Genomic DNA, 24,304 nt, shown 5'->3' with positions numbered 1-24,304 from the left:
TTATGGGGTGATCTGATGGTTAGTCGATTCCGTCGGCCCCCAATCGACAGATCCGCTGCCCGAACTGACCGACGGTACTTCGGCGCTCCCCGCCAGATTGCCCTCGATCTGCGCCGCCATATACAACGTACCGGCCATCACGCCGGTGGTCGGGTTTTGCACCAGCTTCAACCAGGCCTTGTCGAACGTGTTACCCAGACTGCTGCGAATCAATGCCTCGCTGTCAGGCCGATCATTGGCCTGGATAATCGCGCGAATCCCCGCCACACCCACGGAAATCAAGCCCCCGGCCAATTTTCCTGCTGCAGCGGCTACTGCACTGGCCGCACCTCGCGGGACCATTTCGGCTTCCATCCGTTGGCTGGCGCGCTTGGCCACCGGCGCCATGGCGGTGTCTGTCGAATCAACGCCCTTGTCGCCACCTGCCTTGTGGATTTTCTCGATCAGCGCCGCATAGGCCGGCAACGTATTCAGAGGCTGGGTGTGCACGACCTGATAGAGCGAGGCGTCGCGGGCAGGCGGCGGCCCCAGGGCGATGGCGGGGATTTTCTGGATCCGCCCGTTGAGCTGAGCCATTGGCACACCGTGGCGCTGGGAGGTTTTCTGCAGTTCTTCCTGAAGAATGTCCACGTAGAACGCCGTTGCCAGGCCGAGAATCGCGTCGGGATCGATCTCCACCGCGACCGGTGCCAGCACACGCTGTTGGTATTGCTCCAGCAGATAGGCCGCCAGGCGCTTGGCCGAGGCATCCTGCTCGCCCTTGGCGCTGAGCGTGTACCAGCTGACCTTCATCGACAGCCATTCCTGGGTCCAGTAACTGCTGAACCAGGGAATGAAGTTCTCTTCGGTCAATTGATAGACCCGCGTTCGCCAGTAATCCATGGCACCGCGCGCGTAGATTTTGGTTTGCTCGGTGGCCGATTGCGACGCCGCGACAATCTCCCGGTCCACCATCTGCCAGGTGCTTTGGGAAACAACCACCGGCACCACTTCCACCGGCGCAGGCGCAGGCGTGACGCATCCCGTCAGTACCACCAACACGGCGACGATAAGCGAACGCACGTTCAAGATCGCGGTTCTCTCGGGTTGAAATCAGATCAAGGGCTATATGCCTGAGTATAGGTGGCTGACCACACCGGGGCCGGAACAGTCAGCAATGATCCCACCATCACTTATGTCGATATTCACCATCGCCGCGAATGCCCTTCCGCTCAAAAACCGTCAGCGTAGGATCAGCCTTAACCCAACGCAAAACCCCGCATCGGAGGGGCGAATCATGATTATCCATCTCCTGACCTGCCTGGCCCTGACGGCCGTCACACTGAGCGTTTTTTCCTGGTACGTCCTGTCCGAGGAGCGCACGTCATGATTCACTCCGTGACCCTGGCCGTGAGCTTTGCGGTGTTCGGCAACAACTACTATTCCCAGTCATTCGTTTCCCGCAAAACGTTCGAACTGGTGTTCGACAAAAACTTCGAGGCGCTGCTGATGCCGTCCGCCGCCAATCATTTCAACAATGAAGTGATCGGGCTCAATGATCAGTTCCGGTTCCTGAGCGATGTGCTGGAGGATCACCTGCTGACGACTGAGCTCGCCGCTACCGCCCCCCGGAATCAATACTTCTGAGCAGTTGACCCAGACCCTCGGTAAAACAGGTCGGTGAGTTCAAGGAAAAACGCTCAAGCAGGCGACTGTTGTCGGCGCGCGAATGTTTGATGTCACCGGAACGTGGCGCGTCGTAGTTCAACGTCAGGGGTCGCCCCAGGAGTTCGCTCAATGCCGCTGCCAGATCGTTAACGCTGGTGGATCGGTTAAACCCGACATTGACCGGCTCGATAATCGGCTCTGACTCACCGACCGCCTGTACCAGGACCTTTACGAGGTCATTGACGTAAACAAAATCCCTTGTTTGCTCCCCATCACCGTAAACCGTGATGGGGAGTTTTTTTTGCGCCCTCTCGCTGAAAATGCTGATGACACCGGAATAAGGCGATGAAGGGTCCTGACGCGGTCCGTAAATATTGAAAAACCGCAGAATGACCGGTTCAAGACCATGCTGGCGGCGATAGAAATCAAGGAAATGTTCGCTGGCCAGTTTGTCGGCGGCATACGGGGTCAGCGGATTCTTGGGCGTGTCCTCGGTAATCGCCATGCCCTCGCCATTGTTGCCATAGATCGCCGCACTGGACGCGTAAACCACTCGTCTTACGCCTGCCTGACGCATGGCTTCGCAGATATTCAGCGTACCGACGAAATTGCTTTGGTGAGTCGCGACCGGGTCATCGACCGACGCCTGCACCGAGGCCACCGCCGCCAGATGCACCACCGCGCTACAGTCTTTCATCGCCCGCTCCACCGTCGGCGCGTCGGCGACATCCCCCACCACCAGGGTCAAATGGCAGCGATCAATCGGCAAATTCGACAATTTTCCACTGGAAAGATCGTCCAGTACCCGAACGCTATAACCGCTTTCAAGCAGTGCTTCGACCAGGTGCGAACCGATGAAACCGGCACCGCCCGTCACTAGAATTCGATCAGCAGTCATGATTTATTTACTCCCCGGTGCGGTGGTGGGTGTTCGGTCCATTGCAATGAAGTCGCCTAATTGCTCGATGAGTTCACGGCTGTCACTAAGCATTTGTTGCCAGTCGGTGGGAAAGCGCACATTCAACGGCAGTTGATCGATTCTCCAGCGCGGCGACAGAGGGCGATCAAACCGGGCAGCGACCTGCAGGCCCATCTCGCTGGTAGCGAACGGCCCACGCAACACCGTCGGCGTGCGACCGGCGCTGTCGACGGCCTGGACAACATGGGCCGCCAACCACTCGCCATCGGGCATGCGAACGCGCAGCGGCTGGCCGATCGCGGCGTAGCTGATATTCAGCGGTTCCAGATAAATCCACAGCAGGGGCTCTTCCAGCCGCTCAAGGCGCATCAACAACGTACCCGCACCGACGTTTTCGCCGGGCGTGACCAACACCTCCGCAATTCGACCGCTCTGCGTAGCCTTGACCGACAATGCGGCGAGGCGCGTTTTCAACCACTGTTTTTCGGCGGTCTGTTGAATAATCTCGCGCTCAACGCTCAACGGTGACTGACGAGCCAGTTGCTCGCGGCGCTCGAACGCCAACAGGTCCGCTTTAAAAGCGTCGAGTTCAGACTGGGCTGCCAGCACTTCTCCACGAGAGACGGCGCCTGATAAAACGAGGTCCTCAAGCACCTGCACGCGTTCCTCCGTCCTGCTCACTCGGGTCCTGAGCAACTGACGCTCCCTCGTGTCCAGTTTGGTGTTGGTGGTGGGCACCGCTTTGGTCGGCATCGCGGCGAGCTGCAATAGCCGCGCACGCCATTCGGGATTGTCGAGACTGACCAACGGTTGATCGATCTGGACCTGCTCCCCGGCCATGACGAACAGCTGATCGACCCGACCGGCATCCCGCGCGCGCACCTCAAGTATCGGCAGGCGCAATTGCGCCGGTGCGTCGATCATCAACATGCCGTAAGCCAGCTTCCCTCCCAGCCAGATCAAGGGGCTCGCGACCAGGAACAGGATCAAATACCAACGCACGCGAAACGCCATGCGTTTGCCCGGCGCGTAGAGCACAGTCAAACCCTGTTCCTGGGTGGGGTTCAGTTCTTTGCGACTATCGAATCGAATTTTCATGACGGCTCACCGTTTTGGAAAGTCTCGCCAGGCTTGCCAGTCAATGCCGGCAATTCCCCGTGGTTGCAGCTGTTCGCGCCAGACACTGGTCTGGTGCTGCAACTGCTCAGTCGACGCGCCGGCCCAGGATTCAGTGGCATCCAGTTGCGGCTCCGTGCTTTGCGCCAGGCGAAACTGCAGATCGGGCCAGCGTTGGGCGATCTGCTCTGCCATTCGTGCGCTGTTTTTCGGGTTACGGGTGTAGATCATCAGGCTGACCTGACGCACGCCCGCCTCGGGAAGCGCACACGGCAGACAGGTTTTCCCGGGTTTTGCCTCAGCAAACCAACGATGATGGCTGGAGATTTCTACCGGCCATGGGCTGGCTGCGGAGGCTGCGCGCAAGGTATCGAGCAAGTCCTTCAAGCGCTGATCCGGGACCGGCACGCCCAGTTGTTCGAGTTCCAGGTCCAGGTGCAGGCTGGTGAATGAAAGCCCTTTGAGCTTCGCCAGTAAATCGGTGAGCTGATGGCGTTCCTGCGGCTCGATCCAGGCCGGATCGCCGAGCAACAGACTGACTTGCACCCCCTTGCCGGCCGCGTCCTGCAGCAATTGCTCCAGCCGCTGGCGCGTCGTGGCAAGGTCTTTCAACTGGGAGGACTTGAGGCCAAGGTAGATCTTGTCCATCCCGGCTTTACGCAGTTGCTCGAGCTCCGCCTTACGTTGATCGGGATCGAGCAACGCTTCGCTGTCCCAGACATAACTGGCCTGGGACCATTGGCTCGACGGCGCCCCCGCCGCCGGAGCCGAAAGGGGTTGTGCGGCCAGTATCGTGGGGGGCAACGACAGCGTCAGCAGCAGAACTATCGATCGCATAATCAAAACCTCGTGGCTCGTTTAAGCACCCACCACGGTGCCATCGAGCTTTCTTCGTGGCCCCGGCGAAAGATCTCGTTGAGCATGGCCACTGCGCTCCAGCACCGCAGGATTAGCATGAACAGCGGAAAGAAAGGCACCAACAACCCCAGGACCATGTCCTTTGCTGGTCGGTCGGACACCATCAACAACATGGCGCCGAACAACAGCGCGGTGATCGTCAGGTACAGCGCATAGATCAGTACAAATAGAAACAACAGCGTCTTTCCCGGCAGAACAAATAACGCCAGCAAGGTGTAGCTGAAGATGAGGAACGGCAGCACCAGCTGAAAAAAGAAGCCGCTGAGCAAGATCATCAGAAAGGTCGGCCAGCCCAACAAGTTGGGGTTGATGTTGTGGTTGTGCTTTCTGATGTACAGAAAAAACAGGTCGCCGTCCCAGCGCAAGCGCTGCATCAGGAACTGACTGAGCGTCGACGGTGCATCGGTGTGTCCAATCGCTTCCGGCTCGAAGGGAATCCTCAAATCGTGTCGCTTGAAGTAACTCTTGATGCGCAACGTCAGGTCCAGATCCTCCGCGGTGTGCGTGTTCCAGCCACCGATTTTCACCAGAAAGCTGCGGCGGAATGCCCCGAAGGCCCCCGAGACGTTATTGACCAGGTTCCATTCGGCCAGACCGATTTTCGACATGTGGATGGACAACAGGTATTCCAGCGCCTGCATCGCGGTCACCCACGAAGCCCAGACATTGCGCACTCGCAGGCTACCGGCAACCGCAGGCACCGTCGGGTCCTCGAAATGGCGCACGATGGAGCTGACCATGTTGTTGTCGAAGGACGTATCACCATCAAGCGCCATCACGATTTCACCGCTGGCAAGCGACAGGCCGGCGTTCAGCGACGACACCCGCCCGCCCCTCTGCCATTTGGCGATCGGGCGCAAATGCCGTCTGGGGTATAACTGCGGATCCACGTTGAAACTGCGAACGGCGCTGAGCGTCGGCTGGTTCACCGTGGCCCCGTCCACCACCGGAATCATCTCGATGTGGCCGGGGTACGTTTGCTCGCACAGGCTTAACAGCGTGGTCTGAACGTCCATCCCTTCGCTGTAGCAGGTAATGATGCAAGAGACCTTGGGCCGATAGAGACTGATCCTCGGTACACGGGTGCGCCGACGTGCGAACCAGCGCAAAACACCCAGCATCACCATGATCATCAGGGGCAATTCAAAGATCAGAAACAAAGGGAAAAGCATGAAAAACACCCGGCTCAAACCATCCGGCCCCATGAGCCCGCTGAGTGCGCTGAGGAGTTGCTCCAGGAAAGGGCTCATGGCGGTCACGCCAACTCACTGGCCAGACGGGCCAGTAGTAGTTCACCATCTTCCTGTTCGAGCAGATCCTGGGGCGCCGTGATGCTGACGACACGCAAGGAAATGTCGCTGACCTCCGGTGCTGAAAACAACTCGGCAACCCGACTCAAGCGTTGTTTGACGGTTTCCAGGCCGTTGCCATCGGTATGGGGAAGCATGATCCAGAAGTACTCTTCGGTACTTCGAGAGCAGCGGTCTGTATCCCTGACGGTTTCCTTCAATCGATCAGCCACGCTATCGATGAAGGCATGGCCGTGGTGTTCACCCAGGCGAGTCAACGTATCGGCCAGGTTGACGAAGCGCAGACCGAGCAGTGAGAAGGCAGGCGACTGGTAGCGGCGTACGACCTGCATCTGCCAGGTCAGCAGGTCATAGAAATCCTTGCCACCTAACAGATTGAGTCGACCGAAGTGATGGACCGTTTGATCGCTGAACTCCTGGCGGCAGCGGAAACGGCCGGCCTCGGCCAGGCGGAAATCTCTGACCTCGCGTACTCGCAACTTGTCAGGCGTGTGTGACAGGCCGCAATCCAGGCAACGCGCCTGCACTTCGGCATCGACAAAAAACGCCTGACATGACCGACAGCGATAGTTCTCCATAGGGCGGTCGTAATCACTGCCGATATGGCGCAACCGGTTCAAGCAGTTGGGGCACAACAACACCCCGTCCTTGAGAAAGGATTCCTGTGGCCCTACATGCCCACAGGTAAAGCAGTGCAATGACGGCTGCCGTGAAATGTCCAGGGCCTGACATTCGGCACACACATCAATGTAATTGAGCCGGCCCGAGCCACACTCCGAACACAGGCGAACGCGATCGACCAGAATCCCCTCTTCCAGCCAGTCCTGCTGCACCATCAAACTGAGCCAGACAAACGAGTTGACCTGCTCGTTATCAGCCAAGGCGTCCAGCAACGGATAGCGATAATGCTGAGGCACCTCCGGGTCTCGAAGGGCATAGATGTGGGCGTTGTCGCGCAACCACAACCATGAAAGCACCCGACTTTCAAAACGCTCGGGGGCAGAACCCTGTGTGAACAACCTGTAACGTTCTCGCCACACCCCCCAGAGGGTTCTTGTTTCGCTGGAATCGACAGGGCACGCGCCATCACCCAAGGCTTCACACCAGTCGTTCTGATCACGGCAGCAGTAAATGAGGCTGTAGCGATAAGGGGGAATGACGCGCAATTTTCGAAGCACCCGCCCGGCATAAACCGCTGGCAGGTCCAGCAGCACGACATCAAAGGCGGGTGCAGCCAACAAGCTGCCCAGATCGGCGAAGTGCTCAAGCTCCGGAAGATCCAAGCTTGGAATTCTATTACCCAGTATCGCAATCCGTGGAGTTGGAGTGGGCATGACGCACAGCCTCTGCAGACAGACAAGTACGGTTAAGATGAGTTAGAAACACTAGCACCGCAGCAGAAAAACGTCAGTATTATTATGAAGTTATTTTTTGACATATCGACCGCCAATATTTCGCCATTAACTTTAATTGGATCCCGACTGGCTCGCTGCGTTGCTGCTCAGCAAATCGCCTGCTTACCACAAAAAATAATCATTTATATTTCATCAGGTTAAACATACTAAGTAACTCAAGCGTTACAACTATACTCACTACTAGTTAATGGCCACCATTGATAGCGTTGCGCTATTTAATGGCATCAGCAGTTAATTCCCATTTGCGACAGCTTTCGGTAACCGCCTGCATATTAATAAGTTCAAAGTATTTTTATTCCAAAATTACTCACTTTATAGAACCAGAATAGTCATGCAGCAGTTACACGAGTGAAACATTATTGTTTCAATAATGAACATTAGTTCAAAAAACTGACAACTTTCTTAGTCAGCACAAACATCCCGAAGGCAACCCCGCAACCAGCGATGCACAGGATCGGCATCCAGCCGCGGATGCCAGAGCATGGCGACAGTGAACGCCGGCAGAGACAACGGCAGTGCAAAGCTGTGCATGCCGGTGCGCAGGTTGGCGGTGTGCCGTTCGGGAACGCTGGCGATCAGGTCAGTGACCCGGGCGAGCGCCAGCGCAGTGGAGAAGCCTGCAACGATTGTTGCTATGTGCCGCTCCAGTTCCAGGAGCTCAAGGGCTTCATCAATGGGTCCCTTGTCGAGCCCCCGCCGAGAGACGCCGATGTGGCTGCCTGCCGCATAACGCGCGGGGGTCATCTCGCCTTCGCTCAGCGGATGCCCCATTCGCACGACGCCAACAAAACGGTCCCGGAACAAGCCCTGGGTACGCAACTCCGGCCCAGTGGTCTTCCCCACCACACCCGTTTCCAGATCGACAGTCCCATCGCGCAGTGACGTGCTGTCTTTATCGGGTTTGTGCATGAAGCGCAGCCGCACACCAGGGGCTTGCTCGGCGACACGGGCAATTAGGTCCACGCCAAAATTCTCGACAAAGCCTTCACTGGTGCGCAGCGTGAACGTGCGGCTCAGCTGTTTGAGGTCGGGTTGCTCGGCAGGCCGAAGGACCGCTTCTGCGTCCTGCACCAGCTGACTGACCCGCTCGCGCAGTTCGAGCGCTCGCGGGGTGGGCACCAGACCCCGCCCGGCCCTGACCAACAGCGGATCGCCGGTGGTTTCACGCAATCGCGCCAGTGCCCGGCTCATGGCCGACGGGCTCAGCCGCAAGCGCTTGGCGGCGCGCGCCACGCTGCCTTCGGCGAGCAGCACATCAAGGGTGATCAGCAAGTTGAAATCGGGAGTGGACATGCAGCGCCCCGCGGCAGAGAGATATGGCGTTGAACGCACGTATCAAGTGCAAACGGTGCGCCTTTCGCCATATTAGGCCGAGGCGTAGCTTTCTGATAGCTCCGCTTCGGGAGTGGCCAGAAAAGAGGGACACAATGAAATCCATCAGTGCAGTCGCACAGCTTGCGCAACAGACGCCGTCGGTTCGGTGGGCGCTGGCCAGTCTTTCGCTGGCGATGCTGCTGTCCTCGCTCGGCACCAGTATCGCCAATGTGGGTTTGCCGACCCTGGCGCAGGTGTACAACGCCTCCTTCCAGCACGTGCAATGGATCGTCCTCGCCTACCTTCTGGCCATTACCACCCTGATTGTCAGTGTCGGTCGGCTCGGTGACATCACTGGGCGTCGGCGGCTGCTTTTGGCCGGCATCGGCTTGTTCACGCTGGCGTCGGCCCTGTGCGGCTTTGCGCCCACGCTCTGGATGCTGATTGGCGCCCGGGCGCTGCAGGGAATCGGTGCAGCAATCATGATGGCACTGACCATGGCCTTTGTCGGCGAGACGGTCGCGAAGGCAAAAACCGGCAGCGCCATGGGCTTGCTCGGGACGATGTCGGCGATTGGCACCGCGATGGGGCCGTCGTTCGGTGGCCTGCTGATTGGCGGGTTTGGCTGGCAGGCGATCTTCCTCATCAGCGTACCGCTGGGCTTGCTGACGTTAGTGCTCGCGCATCGCTACTTGCCCGCCGATCGCCCGAAGCCCAAGACCGATCGTGCTGGCTTCGACCCGCTGGGCACACTGCTGCTGGCGTTGACACTCGCCGCTTATGCGCTGGCCATGACCCTTGGGCGAGGCAGCTTCGGGCCGATCAACATCGCCTTGCTGTTGGCGGCGGGCGTCGGCGTCGGCCTCTTCGTGTGCGCCGAGGCTCGAGTCACCTCACCGTTGATTCGATTGGCGATGTTCCGCGACCCCGTGCTCAGTGGCAGCCTCGCCATGAGCCTGCTCGTCGCGACCGTGATGATGGCGACACTCGTGGTCGGGCCCTTCTATCTCGCGCATGGGCTGGGGCTCGATGCGGTTCTGGTTGGACTGGTCTTGTCGGTCGGGCCATTTGTCGCGGCTCTGACCGGTGTGCCCGCTGGCCGTATTGCCGACCGCTTTGGCGCCCAACGCATGACTCTCGCCGGGCTCGCGGCAATGGCGACCGGATGCTTCACCCTGTCGGTGCTGCCGGAGACGTTCGGCATCGGCGGCTATCTCTTGCCCATGGTCGTGATAACCATCGGCTATTCCCTGTTCCAGACAGCCAACAACACGGCGGTCATGGCGGATGTTCAGCCGGACCAGCGAGGCGTCATCTCCGGCATGCTCAACCTGTCGCGCAATCTGGGGCTCATCACAGGTGCGTCCGCCTTGGGCGCGGTGTTCGCGCTCGCATCGTCCTCGGTAGACATTGCAACGGCGCGACCCGAAGCGGTTGCCAGCGGTCTGCGGATCACCTTCGCCGTGGCGCTGGTGCTGATCGCTGTCGCACTGGCCATCGCGCTGGGAAGCCGCGCGTTGGCAGTGCGTCATAACCGCCGGTAAGCCGACAGGTCGTTTACTTTTCCAGCACGACCAGTGGCGTGTCTTTCTTCACAATGTACGTCGCCAGCTCAGACGCTTTGTTCGCGCCGACGTTCTTCGCGACGTGCGCGGTGCCTGCGGGGATGTACAAGGAATCGCCAGCCTTGAGCGTTACCGGTGGCCGACCCTCGAGCTGATATTCAAACGTGCCCTCAATCACGTAGGCCACTTCCACCCCGGGATGCGAATGCTTGGGGGACACCACACCCGGCTCGAAATCAACGCGGACCTGGATCACCTCACGCCCGGCGACGTCGAGATCCTGGCGCAGCAGATCGGTGCGGTGAAGACCCGCCTGCCAGCTTTTTACCGGTGGCGCCTCTTGTGCTTGAGAGAGGCCCGCGAAGGCGGTGAGTGCCGCGGCAACGGCGACGCCGAGCATGCCAGCGGAGATACGGTGGTTGAAACGGGACATGGCATTTCTCCAATCAGTGCGCGGGAATGCGCGCGGAACTTGCCGCGGATGCGGTGGCTCTATTTGGAGGCCGCCGTGTATCGCGCAAGTGTCGAGATGCCTTGGATTTGTATGCGGAGTTAGCTGAAGGCGCACCGGATACGTTCCGATACAAACGTTTCCTGCGGACACGAAAAAGCCCGCACAAGGCGGGCTTTGTAAATCGAGTAGGTGGCCGGTGCTGGTCTCCGGCTTACAAGGTTTATCAGGACTCCCACAGAACAGTTTTGTGCTGTCCTGCTTCACACGGCATAAGGGCTGGATCTCAGCGCGGAGATCTTTCTAACCGTGTACCCTTCGGAACGCGCCCCACGTTTCCTCGCCATCCGCTTGCGCATCAGTCTGCGTCTTCACCTACAACTTCAAGAGTAGTACAAAGTCCAAAGCGCAAGGCAGGCTTTTTTAGAACGATTTTGACCTGTGGGAAGCGCGGCAGGATGGAAAGATGCTATCGCCAGTGCGGGCCTGAAGGGTCTTCCAGCGAGGCGCCCTTGGAACCTGCTTGTACGTCTCACCGGTGCAGATGATTCCGGCGTGCGACCATTCTGGAACCCCCCGCCAATCTTCCAGTTCCTTGATTCTCGCGTCTATCCGCTGAGAGGCCAATCTCCTCCCTCTTCTTCTTTTGCACCGACCTGCTCTTTCTTCATGGTGGTTATCGCCTTGTACATGTGGGTGCCAGAGCCAGGGCATATAGCGTTCTTTGGCTGTTACCGACGTCTCTCGCCGTTTCGATACCCCAATCCAAGGCGGCCTCCATGTCCAGCAGATGCGGTTTTGGATCGTGATCCTCAAAAATGGCCGTGCCGTCCGGCCGGTAAACACCGATGAACATCCCCAGTGAGCCGTCCTTCAATATCTCGGCTTTGACCTCGATCTTGCATCCGTTGGACAGCGTTTCCTTGTGGTGCATATGGCGTTCAGTCATGGCTGCATTTCTCCCGTCGTTGAAGTCCGAGTAGCGCATTTACCCATTGGCCATGTTAGCTCAGTGCGGCCCACTAAAAGGCCTGCCAGGACAGCGGCGTAATGCCCCCTATACTAGAAGCCACCGCCCCTAAGGGGTCTGCACTCCCAACAATAAAAAGCAGAGGTGGAACATGGTCTGGCAGCAAATCTACGATCCGTTCGGCAACCCGATACTTTCAACCCTCATGGCAGCAGTGCCGGTCGTGGTGATGCTGGCAGCCCTGGCGTTTTTCCATATCAAGGCGCATCTGGCCGCATTGATGGCCTTGGCGTCTGCGCTGCTGATCGCGATCTTCGCCTTCGGCATGCCGGCGAACATGGCCGGCTCGGCCGCACTGTACGGCGCCGCCAACGGCTTGCTGCCCATTGGCTGGATTGTGCTTAACATCATCTTCCTGCATCGGCTGACCACCGAGAACGGCTCGTTCAAAGTGCTGCAGGATTCCCTCGCGCGCATCACCGACGATCGACGCCTGCAATTGCTGCTGATTGCCTTCTGCTTCGGTGCTTTCTTCGAAGGGGCTGCCGGATTCGGCACACCGGTGGCGGTGACCGGGGCGATTCTGATCGGGTTGGGCTTCTCGCCTCTGGCCGCGTCTGGCCTGGCGTTGATCGCCAACACCGCGCCCGTGGCGTTCGGTGCGCTGGGCACGCCGATCATTACCCTGGCCAAGGTAACCGGGCTGGACGAAATGGAGCTGTCGATGATGGTTGGCCGGCAACTGCCGTTCTTCTCGGTGATCGTGCCGTTCTGGTTGATCTGGGCCTTCGCCGGCTGGCGCAAGATGCTGGAAATCTGGCCGGCGATTCTGGTGGCCGGGGTCAGTTTTGCCGTGCCGCAGTTCCTGGTGTCCAACTACCACGGGCCGATGCTGGTGGACGTGATCGCCGCGCTGATTTCCATGGCCTGCCTGACCGGTTTCATCAAGGTCTGGAAACCGGCCACCATCCATACCTCCGCCGCGCTGTCAGGGCGGGTAGACAACTCAAAGATCGACGATGAGCACGACGTACAACCCACGGCGACCGCCACCTTCAACAGCGAAAACCGCTCGGCGGTGATGCGCGCCTGGATGCCTTGGATCATCCTCACGATCTTTGTGTTCGCCTGGGGCACACAGAGCTTCAAAAACATGTTCGATACTCGCGCGGCGATCGATCCGGCGACCAGCTCGGCCAAACTCGACCCGCAAGGCAAACCGATGCGCGAAGCCAACCCGATTTTCGCCCCGACGCTGACCTTCACCACCATTCACCAGCAGATCGAGAAGGTTCCACCGGTGGTGCCTGCGCCGAAAACCGAAGAGGCGATCTACAAGTTCAACTGGTTCACCGCCACCGGTAGCGGCATCCTGTTGTCGGCGATCCTCGGCGGGTTGCTGATGGGTTACTCCATCCCGCAGTTGATCCACCATTACCTGCGAACGATCTGGTTGGTGCGTTACTCGTTGATTACTATCGTGGCGATGCTCGCCCTGGGCTTCCTCACCCGCTACTCGGGCCTGGACGCCACCATGGGCCTGGCCTTCGCCGCGACGGGCATCTTCTACCCCATGTTCGGCACCCTGCTCGGCTGGCTCGGCGTGGCGTTGACCGGCTCGGACACGGCGTCCAACGTGCTGTTCGGCGGCTTGCAACGGGTGACCGCCGAGCAGTTGGGGATCAGCCCGGTGCTGATGGCTGCCGCCAACAGTTCCGGCGGGGTCATGGGCAAGATGGTCGACGCGCAGTCGATCGTGGTGGCCTCCACCGCCACCCGCTGGTACGGGCATGAAGGGGAAATCCTGCGTTATGTGTTTTTCCACTCGATCATCCTGGCCATTCTGGTCGGTGGTTTGGTGACGTTGCAGGCGTATGTGGAGCCGTTCAGCAGTATGGTTGTGGGCGGGCATTGATTGACGCAAACCTGTCAGCCATGCCTGGGGTCATCGTTTGGGCATGGCGGCAGGACTCTCACTGACTCATGACTTCTTTAAGTGATCAGCAAGCTTTACGCCCCCCCCCAAGTCGCAGCGTTGCTCGAACCTTCGAACCGAAAACTGGTTCGACCAGCCAACAACACATAGACAGTAGAACGCCCCAGGCCAATGATGAAAGTCAGTGGTAAACGGATACAGACCTCCTATAAAAACAACTGAGGGTCGCCAACCGACTATGAACATTCTCTACGATGAACGCGTCGACGGCGTCCTGCCTGACGTCGACAAAACCGCCCTGCTGCAAGCCCTGCACACGCAGTGGCCGGATCTGGAAGTACTGCATCAACAGGAAGAGCTCAAACCGTACGAATGCGACGGACTTTCTGCTTACCGCACCACGCCCATGCTGGTGGTGCTGCCGCGCCACATCGACGAGGTGCAAGGCGTGCTTCGGCTCTGCCATGAGCGGCAGGTCGCGGTGGTCGCCCGCGGTGCCGGCACGGGTTTGTCTGGCGGTGCATTGCCGCTGGAAAAAGGCGTGCTGCTGGTGATGGCGCGTTTCAACTCTATTCTGCACATCGACCCCGCCGCCCGCACGGCTCGGGTCCAACCAGGGGTGCGCAATCTGGCGATTTCCCAGGCAGCCGCGCCGTTTGGTTTGTATTACGCGCCGGACCCTTCCTCGCAGATCGCTTGTTCAATCGGCGGTAATGTGGCGGAAAACGCCGGTGGCGTGCATTGCCTGAAGTACGGGCTGACCGTGCACAACCTGCTCAAGGTCGACATCCTCACCGTCGATGGCGAACACCTGAGCCTGGGTTCGCAGGCGCTCGATTCTCCGGGCTTCGATCTGCTGGCGTTGTTCACCGGTTCCGAAGGCATGCTCGGTGTCATCACCGAGGTCACGGTCAAACTGCTGCCCAAACCCCAGACCGCGAAAGTGCTGTTGGCAGCGTTCGATTCCGTCGAGAAAGCGGGTCGCGCGGTGGGTGACATTATTGCCGCCGGCATCATCCCCGGCGGCCTGGAAATGATGGACAACCTGGCCATTCGCGCCGCCGAAGACTTCATCCACGCCGGCTATCCGGTCGACGCCGAAGCCATCCTGCTGTGCGAACTCGATGGCGTTGAAGCGGACGTTCATGATGACTGCGACCGCGTCCGCCAAGTGCTGGAACAGGCCGGCGCCACCGAAGTGCGCCAGGCTCGCGATGAAGCCGAACGCGTGCGTTTCTGGGCCGGGCGCAAGAATGCCTTTCCGGCGGTGGGCCGTCTCTCACCGGATTATTACTGCATGGACGGGACGATCCCGCGCCGCGAGTTGCCCGGCGTGCTGCACGCGATTGCCGCGTTGTCGGCCGAGTTCGACCTGCGGGTGGCCAACGTTTTCCACGCCGGAGACGGCAACATGCACCCACTGATTCTGTTCGATGCCAACCAACCGGGTGAGCTCGATCGCGCCGAAGCCCTGGGCGGCAAGATCCTCGAATTGTGCGTGAAGGTCGGCGGCAGCATTACCGGTGAACACGGCGTGGGGCGGGAGAAAATCAATCAGATGTGTGCGCAGTTCAATAGCGATGAGCTGACCGTGTTCCATGCCGTCAAAGCTGCCTTCGATCCGAGCGGCTTACTCAACCCTGGCAAGAACATTCCGACGCTGCACCGCTGCGCCGAGTTTGGCGCCATGCACGTTCATTTGGGTCAGATGCCCTTCCCTGAACTGGAGCGTTTCTGATGCGCAGCGAACACGATTTCGACGACAGCGCCTCGCTGCTGGAACAGGTCAACCAGGCGCTGCAAAACGCCACGCCGATGCGCATTCAAGGCTCCAACAGCAAGGCGTTTCTTGGGCGCATCGTGGCGGGCGAAGTGCTCGACACGCGCAGCCACCGAGGCATCGTCAGCTACGATCCGACCGAGCTGGTGATCACCGCCCGCTGCGGCACCCCGTTGGCAGAACTGGCTGAAGTGTTGGACGCGGCGCAGCAGATGTTGCCCTGCGAACCGCCCTCCTTCGGCGACGGCGCGACTGTCGGCGGCATGATCGCCAGTGGGCTGTCGGGACCACGGCGCCCCTGGTCCGGCTCCGTCAGGGACTTCGTCCTGGGCACCCGCGTCATCACCGGTCATGGCAAGCATTTACGCTTCGGTGGCGAAGTCATGAAAAACGTCGCCGGCTACGACCTGTCGCGCTTGATGGCTGGCAGCTATGGCTCGCTCGGCGTGGTCACCGAAGTCTCGCTCAAGGTCCTGCCCAAGCCGCGTCAAGCTTTAAGCATCAGTCTGGAAATGGACAGCGATCGCGCCTTGCCGCGCCTCGCCGAATGGGGCCAGCAGCCGCTGCCGATCAGCGCCGCGTGCCACGATGGGCAGCGCCTGCACCTGCGGCTTGAGGGGGGCGAAGGCTCGGTGGCGGCGGCTCATGACCGACTCGGCGGCGAGTTGCTGGACGCTTCATATTGGGATGATCTCAACGAACATCGATTGAGCTTCTTCGATGAGGACCAGGCACTTTGGCGCCTGTCCGTTCCTCACAACACGCCTCGTCTTTCCCTGCCTGGCCGTCAGCTGATCGATTGGGGCGGTGCACAGCGCTGGCTCAAAACCGACGCAGAGGCAACGTTCATTCGCTCGATCGTGGAAGACGTCGGCGGGCATGTGACCTGCTACAGCCATGGCCTGATCGACAGCCCGTTCCAACCGTTGCCTGCCGCACTGATGCGCTACCACCGGAACTTGAAGCAACAACTCGATCCCCGGGGAATCTTCAACCCCGGACGCTTGTACGTGGAGCTTTGACCCATGCAGACCACTTTGAGCGAACACGCACGCCAACTGCCCCGCGCCGAAGAAGCCGAAAGCATCCTGCGCACCTGCGTGCACTGCGGTTTCTGCAATGCCACTTGCCCGACCTATCAATTGCTGGGCGATGAACTGGATGGACCGCGGGGCCGTATTTACCTGATCAAACAGGTGCTGGAGGGCAACGAAGTCACGCAAAAGACCCAACTACACCTGGATCGCTGCCTGTCGTGTCGTAACTGCGAAACCACCTGCCCTTCCGGCGTCGACTACCACAACTTGCTGGACATCGGCCGGGCGGTGGTCGATGCGGCGGTGCCGCGCCCGCTCGGTCAGCGCTTGTTGCGTGAAGGACTGCGCAGCGTCGTCCCCAATCCTGCGCTGTTCAAAGGGCTGGTCAGCAGCGGCCAGATGTTCCGGGCGTTGTTGCCCAACACCTTGCAGATAAAGCTGCCTCGCCACGTCTATCCGGCCAAGCCGCGCCCGATCACTCGCCACACCCGGCAGGTGCTGATGCTCGAAGGCTGCGTGCAACCTAGTCTGTCGCCCAATACCAACGCGGCCGCCGCCCGAGTCCTGGATCGACTGGGGATCAGCGTCACGCCGACCCGCGAGGCGGGCTGTTGCGGCGCCGTGGATTATCACCTCGACGCTCAGGCGGCCGGCCTGGACCGCGCCCGTCGCAACATTGACGCGTGGTGGCCGAGCATTGAAAACGGCGCCGAGGCCATCGTGCAAACCGCCAGCGGTTGCGGTGCCTTCATCAAAGATTATGGCCACCTGCTCAGCACCGACCCGGCCTATGCCGAGAAGGCGAAAAAGGTCAGTGCCCTGGCCAAGGATCTGGTCGAAGTGCTGCGCGACGAGCCGCTGGAAAAGCTCGGTATCCACAGCGCCCAGCGCCTGGCCTTTCATTGCCCCTGCACCTTGCAGCACGCGCAGAAACTGGGCGGTGCGGTTGAAGCGATTCTGACGAGTCTGGGCTTCAACCTCACGTATGTTGCCGACAGTCACCTGTGCTGCGGCTCGGCGGGCACCTATTCGCTGACCCAACCCGAACTGTCCCGGCAACTGCGCGACAACAAGCTGAACGCGCTGGAAAGCGGACACCCCGAAGTCATTGTCACGGCCAACATCGGCTGTCAGTCCCACCTCGACGGTGCGGGCCGAACCCCTGTCAGGCACTGGATCGAACTGGTTGAAGCCGCCTTGCCCTAACCGAGTACTGGAGAATCCCCATGAAAAGCAAAGCCGTACTGAGCCAGACCGAAGTCAGCCAAATCCTCGCGGCGGCACGCACCGAAGCACAGAACAACCAGTGGGCCGTGACCATCGTGATTGTCGATGACGGCGGCCATCCCCTGGCTCTCGAACGCCTCGACGGTTGCGCTCCGATTGGCGCCTACATCGCCACCGAAAAGGCCCGCACCTCAGCCCTGGGTCGGCGCGAATCCAAAGGTTATGAAGAGATGGTCAATGGCGGGCGCCACGCCTTTTTGTCCGCGCCATTGCTGACGTCCCTTGAGGGCGGCGTGCCGATCATCGTCGACGGCCAGGTGATCGGCGCGGTCGGGGTGTCCGGTGTCAAAGCCGAGCAGGACGCACAAGTGGCCAAGGCCGGGGCGCAATGCCTGAACTGAGCCGAACTGATTTGAGCTGAGCGCTGAAATGGTCGGGCCGTGTGATAAACGGCCCGACGTTCGTTCTCGATCACTGCCCTTCAGCAAGTTTCGTCTTCGGTATCCGCAGAGCGCGCCAGGCAATTAAAATCGCCATGAGTGCCAAGCCGAACGTCACCCACGAAACCAGATTAATTCCACCCTCGAATGCACTTCCCGCCTGCGTCATCAGCGCTTGTGCTTGATCTTGCGACAACTGCACCGCTACATGATTAGCACCCGATAGCGTCTCACTCGCCAGCATCGTCTGCACCTCGCTCAAAAATCCCGGCAGCTGCAATGCACCGCGATAGTAGGCAGTAACGAGACCACCGAGCACTGTCGTCCCCAAAACCACACCCACTTCATAGGCCGTTTCACTAATGGCCGACGCCGCACCCGCCTTTTCCGGTGGTGCAGCCGACAAAATCACATCGTTGGATACCGTCGCGATCGCGCCCACGCCGATGTTCAGCAAGGCAAAAGCCACCACCAGAACGGTCAGGCTGCTGCCGATGCTGGCGACCAGCAAAAACGCCGCCCCGGCAAACGCCATCAGAATCGGTACCAGCACATGCACCGGTACTCGCCGCGCTACAGGCACGACGGCCATTCCCACTACGATCGCCATGATCTGACCAGGTACTAACGCAAAGCTCGCATTCAACGGTGACATCTGAAGGACGATCTGTAAGAACTGAGTGGTGAAGAATACAAAGCCGACGAGGAACGCGAGGCTCATCAGATTGATTAGTACGGAGCCGCTAAAGGTGCCACTTCGGAACAGGCTCAGATCCATCAGCGGCACAGGCAGACGTAACTGCCGATGCACAAACATCCACCCAGCAACCATGCCGATTACAAATGCTGTCAGCGCCATCCAGTCCAGACCATTACTGGCGCTGTGTTTAATGCCATAAACGATGGCACTGAGGGCAACCATCGATTGCAGGATACTTAGCGGATCCAATGGCCCTGAACAGTCTTTCTCGGATTCGGGCAACAACACCGGTCCCAATACCAACAACGGCACCAATACGGGTATCGCCAATAGGAAAATCGCCCCCCAGCTGAAAAACTCCAGCAAAACCCCACCGACCAAAGGACCGAGTGCTGATCCTACCGTCAGCGTTGTTGCCCAGATCGCGACAGCGACTCTGCGCTCCTCTCGATCCAGAAACACCGAACGTATCAATGCCAACGTCGAGGGCATCAACATCGCACCGAAAATCCCCATGCAAGCTCGCCCGGCAATCAGTTGCATGGCCGTATGGGAATAGGCGGTCAGTACCGACACAACGACAAAACCCAAAGACCCGGCCAGTAACAACTTTCGATGACCGATTCGATCGCCCAGACTGCCCATCGACACCAGCAATCCCGCCAATACCAGCGAATAGGCATCGATCATCCATAACTGCTGACTAGCGCTCGGACTCAGGGCCTCGGCAATCTTTGGTAACGCGAATCCAAGCACCGTATTGTCTACGGTCACCAGTAGTACTGGCAGCATTAGCACGCTTAGGGCTAACCATCGTTTTGATTTTGCTTTGTGTTGCGCGGTCTCACTTATTAACGACATCAGCCAACTCCTTATCTCCTCAAAGTACTCACGGGAGATTTCGCAAGGCACCCGTGAAACGAACCCAGCGCGCTTCCATGACGAGGACTCGGTCAGTTCAGTAATGAAAAAACGTGCTGACAATCAACGGCCCCCGAATTCAAACGACTACCCAAAGCATTTGAAACGCCCTGTAAGTCACGTCTGAACTCGTCAAAATCCTGATTAGAGACATTAGTCATCAAGCGTTCCATCCCTTCCGCCAGCGCGGCGCGCTGGTGGTTGGCCTGGTCATTTTCTAGTTGTATGTCCCAGTAGACTTCAGGCGGATTGACCAGAACCCGGGACAGCAACGCCATCATTGTCCGCATCGGTGGTGGCATCACTTCAAGAGCGCTTTCCAGATCAAGTGAAGACCTTGCCAACGCCAAACCGAAACCGAGAATTGCGGCATGGGGCAGCGCCTGACATAGCGCCATGAGCTCATCATGGGCCGCTGGCGTCATTCGCTTTATCTTCATCCCAGCCCCCATCAAGTGCTGTTCGATGAAAGTCGAAGGGGAGTCGCCATCTTCCAGACAAATTGCGACGGTGCGTCCCTGAACGGAGAGCTTGGGTGAAAACATCGGATTGACGCCGACGAAAGGCTGCTGGGACGAAGCATTCTTCAATGCTCTGTAAAAAGGTTCCTGAACAGAACAAGTCGGTATGAATACAACATCGTTCGAAACGGAGCCAACAACCCAAGGTATTGCCCGGATAGCCACGTTTTCGGGCAACGCAAAGACCACTGCCACTGCCCCTTGGAAGATATGCCCGGTGTTGCTGAACGGACTTGTGACATCGACTTCATAGAAGCCACTTTCCTGTTCGGAAGGCCTGCGATCCACCACCCGGACATCGTATCCATATTGCATAAGAATGCGGCTGATCAATGAGCCAACCAAACCCGCTCCCCCCAACACGACAACCGTGTCGCTCATCATGATTCGCTCCCTGCGACAAAACTGTAAAAAGGCACGCTAGCCTTGACCAAAGTTTCTTCAAGCTCTTGCTGTGGATCGGAGTGCGCAACAATCGCGCCACCAATTCCAAATTTCGCCTCGTTACCCTGGAGCACTGCTGTTCGGATGACAATACTCAGCTCCGCTCCACCACTGAAAGATAACCATCCTAATGCGCCTGAGTAGACACCACGGGCAGAGGACTCCAATACGTCAATAATTTCCATCGTGCGTTTCTTCGGAGCTCCCGTCATTGAGCCACCTGGGAAGCAGGCTCGAATAGCTTCGATCGTTGAAATATCCGAGCGAAGGTGTCCACGAACTGTTGAGACAAGTTGGTGGACCGAGGAAAAGCTTTCCACTGAGAAAATCTCAGGAACATGAACGCTCCCTGGACGGCACACTTGATTCAAATCATGGCGCACTAAATCTACAATCATTAGGTTCTCGGCCCTGTCCTTCGCCGAGCTACGTAGCTCATCCCGCAGTACTTGGTCCTCTGCGAATTGTTTACTACGCGGTCTGGTTCCCTTGATCGGTCTGGACTCGATCAATCCGCTGTCATCGACTCTGAGAAAAGTTTCGGGCGAAGCGCTCAATACTGAAAATCCTGCAAACGAGAGGTAAGCACCGTAGGGTACGGGGCTAGCCTGGCGCATTCGCCAATAAGCACTCAAAGGCGCACCGCTGTAAGCCATTTTTGCCCTATTGGTCAGGCAGATCTCGTATGACTCCCCATCGGTGATGTACTTGAGAGATTGATTGATCTTACTGATGTACTCATCTGGCCCGTCCTCAAGCGAGAGCTTCAGCTGATCTACGGCACCTGGAATAAACGAACTGCAATGACCAACTGGCTCATCATTACGATGGAGAAAATCAGGTAAGGATGGCCATTCCACAGCATCGCCAGTCGCAGTCATCAGGCATTCATAGGCCTTGTCTTCATGATGATCAAAGACAAAGAAATGCGGCGCAAACATGAATGAAGCATCCGGATAAATCGAACGGTAAATTTTGCGTCCACCCGCCAGCGCTTTCAATTCGTAACCGAGGTAGCCAACAAAACCACCCTTGAAAACAAACGGCAAGTACTGAGGGGTTGCCACCTGCACAGCTTCGAAGATTTGTGCAATCAGTGTAAAAAAGTCTCCTTTGATGCTTTTTTTGCCCTTGGGGCCCTCAAGTTTCAGGCACTCATCGTTGACATCGTACTCAAGCCTTATCGCTCCTTGCGCCTCCCCACTACCCATGATCGAGTAGCGGGCATTAGGTCTTTCCGACTTCTCGCAGTCTAGCCAAAAAGCATAACCATCATCTGCATAGAGCGTTGAAAATACTGCTGATGGATCCGTGCATTCGGAAAACTCGCGGTAGGCAAGCTGCATATTCAGCATCCCCCCTACTGCGACGTATGCATCTTTTGATGACGTACATTCCGTGTCGGATTCTAAATGAGCTCTAGCACTGACGTTATGTTCCAGCGCCATGCGTATGAAGTTGCTCAATAACGCATGGCCATATTCTGAATCGATGGATTCGGGGTGGAACTGGACACCCCAAACCGGTCTGGTGATATGTTCGATTGCCATGACCACACCTTCAGACGTCCAGGCCGTACATTGGAGCTCTGCTGGTAGGCTTGTACACATCAACGAATGGTATCTGACCACTTCGAACTGTTCCGGCAGATCTCGAAAGAGCCCTTTACCTGAATGAGTAATCCGACTGCGGTAGCCATGCACAGGGTTGGGAGCGTACCCCACCGTCCCCCCGAGAAATTGAGCGATGCCTTGATGCCCTAGACAAATACCAAGCAACGGGACAGGAGAACGGAGGATGACGTCACCGCACACACCGAAATCTCCCTCCTGTCCGGGGTGCCCTGGACCGGGCGACAGCACTACAGCGTCATATTTTTCGATGCCCAATTCATTGTACGGAAGGGTGTTTTTGACTACATCCGCGCAAATACCTGTCACCTCATATAAATACTGAGCGATGTTCTGGGTGAAGGAATCAAAGTTATCAATCAGTAATATTTTCATGAGGGTCGCCCCGGGGCCAGACACTGATTGATCAGGACGTCTTCCTGAATACACGTCTCTTCTATAATCAGTTTGAATATCGACTCGGTGTATTCCGGCCTCAATCCTACCGCCTCCGATCTAGTCTTAATCATATCAAGCACGTAGGAAATTCGTCCGGGTTGCATCATCGCAATGCCATGGACGGCTTTGAGTTCGGCAATGTCCATGCACACTTTCATTCGCTCAGAAAGCAGGTCGACGACTTGCAAATTTATCGAATCAAGCCGCTCCCGCTGCGGCTGCAAAATGTTAGACGTGCCTGTCTGTGATAACTGTCCCTGTTGTTTCATCTTTTGCATCTCCGTTAGCCAATTTCTGGAAGAGAGTCGCCAGTCAGGCGTGATCCCGCTCATTGATAGCCGGCGTCCATAACCCCTTGCTCGTCATCCCCCCTAGAGCAGCCCCCAATAACTTAATGTCTTTGCCACTGTGGTCTGCTGAAATTGCAAAACGCAGCATCGCTTTGCCTTTGGCAATAATTGGGTAAAACACCGGAAAGAGCAGCATGCCTTGGTCTCGCAGGGTTCTCGCAGCCTGTAGGCCGGCTTCCTCTGTTTCGAAGAAGGCTCCTCTGACAGGTGACTGGATACCTGCATTGAGCAACTGGTTGTCGGTGAGAGAATCTAAAAGGGCGACATTTTCCCAAAGTCGCCGTTGCAGCATATCGATCTCTTCACTGAGATGGATTTTCGCCGCGGCAACGTTCGCCGCCAACATGGGCACCATAATGGAATGACCAAATATCAGCGGATTGGCCAGGGTTCGGATAACTTCAACATCCCGTGGATCTGAAACCACGACAAAACCACCCGCGCCACCAAATGCCTTGGAGAGAGACCCTGCCAGAATAATATTTGCAGATAATGAGTGATCAACCGCTGAAAAGGCATATCCCGCACCATGACGTCCGACGATCGAAATACCATGAGCATCGTCTACGTATAGGTATCCCTGTGCCGACTCTAGCTGCCGAGAGAGCTCGGCGATGGGTACAAGTCCACTCATCGAACCAATTCCATCGATCAAGAGCACAGGAGTTTCACCTTTGTCGGTGCAAACTTTCAGCGCTGTGGTCAGTGATTCTTGGCTGGTGGACTCAACTCTAGAAACAGGTCCGAACTGCTCCAAAATCCCTCTAAGTACCTGCATCGAAGCATGGGCGGTTTTGTCCATCAGCCAGTGGATTCGTTTTTTGACCGGATACCCACTCAACGAACCACTCCCCAGCAACGGTAAAACACCCAAATGGACACTGCTGGTAGAAGTAAACACCGCAACGCCGCAACCTCTATAAATCTGAGCAAGCAACTCTTCCAGTTGAGGTAGGTAACTTGGGCGCATTGCACTTCGAGAAGACGACAGGTGCAGTCCGGAAGTTTCCATAGCCTGGTGTGCGGCATCGACCAATGCAGAGTGGGTTTCCAAGCCCAAGTACGAACAGGAAACAAACTCTGTGAATGTACCTCCGTCCTGCAAGGTAATGTGCTTCCCCACACGACTCGCAACGGTAAAACCTGTAAGCCCTTCCTCGTAAGCCTTCGCCAGTGCACCAGTGGTGTTGCCGCGACGAATGCTCATCCAGTCTTGTTTGGTTTGCACATCCATAGCTAAAGCTCCTTTCTGAA

At 57.8% G+C, this 24,304-nt stretch carries 21 protein-coding genes; 7 read left to right on the top strand and 14 right to left on the bottom strand.

Annotated features, from left to right (window positions below; all coding sequences use genetic code 11):
* Positions 1 to 1,068, bottom strand: a complete 1,068-nt coding sequence (locus ACIQU2_RS01895) for a hypothetical protein (protein WP_403138054.1) — start codon at positions 1,066 to 1,068, stop codon at positions 1 to 3.
* A gap of 297 nt (positions 1,069 to 1,365) precedes the next feature.
* Here ACIQU2_RS01895 and ACIQU2_RS01890 point away from each other — a divergent pair, with 297 nt between their 5' ends.
* Positions 1,366 to 1,626, top strand: coding sequence for a hypothetical protein (locus ACIQU2_RS01890; RefSeq protein WP_403138052.1), 261 nt, complete (start codon positions 1,366 to 1,368; stop codon positions 1,624 to 1,626).
* Here the strand turns inward: ACIQU2_RS01890 and ACIQU2_RS01885 are convergent.
* From ACIQU2_RS01885 to ACIQU2_RS01860, 6 genes are all read right to left on the bottom strand, one after another.
* On the bottom strand, positions 1,598 to 2,545 hold the full coding sequence (locus tag ACIQU2_RS01885) for an NAD-dependent epimerase/dehydratase family protein (protein WP_403138049.1): 948 nt from the start codon (positions 2,543 to 2,545) through the stop codon (positions 1,598 to 1,600). The two genes, ACIQU2_RS01890 and ACIQU2_RS01885, sit on opposite strands and share 29 nt — an antisense overlap.
* Positions 2,546 to 2,548: 3 nt before the next feature.
* The gene (locus ACIQU2_RS01880) at positions 2,549 to 3,664 is read right to left on the bottom strand and encodes an HlyD family secretion protein (RefSeq protein WP_403138047.1); all 1,116 of its coding nucleotides are present in this window, start codon (positions 3,662 to 3,664) and stop codon (positions 2,549 to 2,551) included.
* Between the two features lie 6 nt (positions 3,665 to 3,670).
* On the bottom strand, positions 3,671 to 4,519 hold the full coding sequence (locus ACIQU2_RS01875) for a hypothetical protein (RefSeq protein WP_347804256.1): 849 nt from the start codon (positions 4,517 to 4,519) through the stop codon (positions 3,671 to 3,673).
* A 2-nt stretch (positions 4,520 to 4,521) separates the two neighbouring features.
* On the bottom strand, positions 4,522 to 5,850 hold the full coding sequence (locus ACIQU2_RS01870; protein ID WP_403138045.1) for a glycosyltransferase: 1,329 nt from the start codon (positions 5,848 to 5,850) through the stop codon (positions 4,522 to 4,524).
* 5 nt (positions 5,851 to 5,855) lie between these two features.
* Entirely contained in the window at positions 5,856 to 7,244 is a 1,389-nt protein-coding gene (locus ACIQU2_RS01865; RefSeq protein WP_403138043.1) for a diguanylate cyclase domain-containing protein, read from the bottom strand.
* 483 nt (positions 7,245 to 7,727) lie between these two features.
* Positions 7,728 to 8,618, bottom strand: coding sequence for a LysR family transcriptional regulator (locus ACIQU2_RS01860; protein WP_347804253.1), 891 nt, complete (start codon positions 8,616 to 8,618; stop codon positions 7,728 to 7,730).
* A gap of 134 nt (positions 8,619 to 8,752) precedes the next feature.
* On the opposite strand from ACIQU2_RS01860, the gene ACIQU2_RS01855 reads away from it, so the two are divergent.
* Positions 8,753 to 10,183, top strand: coding sequence for an MFS transporter (locus ACIQU2_RS01855; RefSeq protein ID WP_403138040.1), 1,431 nt, complete (start codon positions 8,753 to 8,755; stop codon positions 10,181 to 10,183).
* 13 nt (positions 10,184 to 10,196) lie between these two features.
* Here ACIQU2_RS01855 and ACIQU2_RS01850 read toward each other — a convergent pair whose 3' ends face one another.
* Both ACIQU2_RS01850 and ACIQU2_RS01845 read right to left on the bottom strand, forming a co-directional pair.
* The gene (locus ACIQU2_RS01850) at positions 10,197 to 10,637 is read right to left on the bottom strand and encodes a cupin domain-containing protein (RefSeq protein WP_403138038.1); all 441 of its coding nucleotides are present in this window, start codon (positions 10,635 to 10,637) and stop codon (positions 10,197 to 10,199) included.
* A 694-nt stretch (positions 10,638 to 11,331) separates the two neighbouring features.
* Entirely contained in the window at positions 11,332 to 11,604 is a 273-nt protein-coding gene (locus tag ACIQU2_RS01845) for a hypothetical protein (protein WP_403138036.1), read from the bottom strand.
* 172 nt (positions 11,605 to 11,776) lie between these two features.
* On the opposite strand from ACIQU2_RS01845, the gene ACIQU2_RS01840 reads away from it, so the two are divergent.
* The 5 genes from ACIQU2_RS01840 to ACIQU2_RS01820 all read left to right on the top strand — a co-directional run bounded on the left by ACIQU2_RS01840 (position 11,777) and on the right by ACIQU2_RS01820 (position 18,006).
* Positions 11,777 to 13,540: an L-lactate permease gene (locus ACIQU2_RS01840; RefSeq protein WP_403138035.1), complete on the top strand. Its 1,764-nt coding sequence runs from the start codon at positions 11,777 to 11,779 to the stop codon at positions 13,538 to 13,540.
* Positions 13,541 to 13,799: 259 nt separating this feature from the next.
* A complete protein-coding gene (glcD, locus tag ACIQU2_RS01835; protein WP_403138033.1) occupies positions 13,800 to 15,299 on the top strand; it encodes a glycolate oxidase subunit GlcD in 1,500 nt (499 codons plus the stop codon).
* Complete coding sequence (gene glcE, locus ACIQU2_RS01830) at positions 15,299 to 16,363, top strand: glycolate oxidase subunit GlcE (protein WP_403138031.1); 1,065 nt, start codon at positions 15,299 to 15,301, stop codon at positions 16,361 to 16,363. The genes glcD and glcE overlap by 1 nt, the downstream gene beginning before the upstream one ends.
* 3 nt (positions 16,364 to 16,366) lie before the next feature.
* Complete coding sequence (glcF, locus tag ACIQU2_RS01825) at positions 16,367 to 17,584, top strand: glycolate oxidase subunit GlcF (protein WP_403138028.1); 1,218 nt, start codon at positions 16,367 to 16,369, stop codon at positions 17,582 to 17,584.
* A 20-nt stretch (positions 17,585 to 17,604) separates the two neighbouring features.
* Positions 17,605 to 18,006, top strand: a complete 402-nt coding sequence (locus ACIQU2_RS01820; protein WP_008157093.1) for a heme-binding protein — start codon at positions 17,605 to 17,607, stop codon at positions 18,004 to 18,006.
* Positions 18,007 to 18,076: 70 nt separating this feature from the next.
* Here the strand turns inward: ACIQU2_RS01820 and ACIQU2_RS01815 are convergent, their stop codons facing one another.
* The 5 genes from ACIQU2_RS01815 to ACIQU2_RS01795 form a co-directional block, all read right to left on the bottom strand.
* Complete coding sequence (locus tag ACIQU2_RS01815) at positions 18,077 to 19,606, bottom strand: MFS transporter (RefSeq protein ID WP_403138026.1); 1,530 nt, start codon at positions 19,604 to 19,606, stop codon at positions 18,077 to 18,079.
* 92 nt (positions 19,607 to 19,698) lie between these two features.
* Complete coding sequence (locus ACIQU2_RS01810; protein WP_403138024.1) at positions 19,699 to 20,571, bottom strand: prephenate dehydrogenase dimerization domain-containing protein; 873 nt, start codon at positions 20,569 to 20,571, stop codon at positions 19,699 to 19,701.
* On the bottom strand, positions 20,568 to 22,637 hold the full coding sequence (pabB, locus tag ACIQU2_RS01805) for an aminodeoxychorismate synthase component I (RefSeq protein ID WP_403138023.1): 2,070 nt from the start codon (positions 22,635 to 22,637) through the stop codon (positions 20,568 to 20,570). The genes ACIQU2_RS01810 and pabB overlap by 4 nt, the downstream gene beginning before the upstream one ends.
* Positions 22,634 to 22,969, bottom strand: a complete 336-nt coding sequence (locus tag ACIQU2_RS01800) for a chorismate mutase (protein ID WP_403138021.1) — start codon at positions 22,967 to 22,969, stop codon at positions 22,634 to 22,636. The genes pabB and ACIQU2_RS01800 overlap by 4 nt, the downstream gene beginning before the upstream one ends.
* Before the next feature lie 43 nt (positions 22,970 to 23,012).
* The gene (locus ACIQU2_RS01795; protein ID WP_403138017.1) at positions 23,013 to 24,284 is read right to left on the bottom strand and encodes an aminotransferase class I/II-fold pyridoxal phosphate-dependent enzyme; all 1,272 of its coding nucleotides are present in this window, start codon (positions 24,282 to 24,284) and stop codon (positions 23,013 to 23,015) included.
* Positions 24,285 to 24,304: the final 20 nt, after the last annotated feature.

This window comes from Pseudomonas sp. NPDC098740 (assembly GCF_044760065.1).
Lineage (GTDB): Bacteria > Pseudomonadota > Gammaproteobacteria > Pseudomonadales > Pseudomonadaceae > Aquipseudomonas > Aquipseudomonas rossensis.
This window is presented reverse-complemented; position numbering and strand designations above follow the sequence as displayed.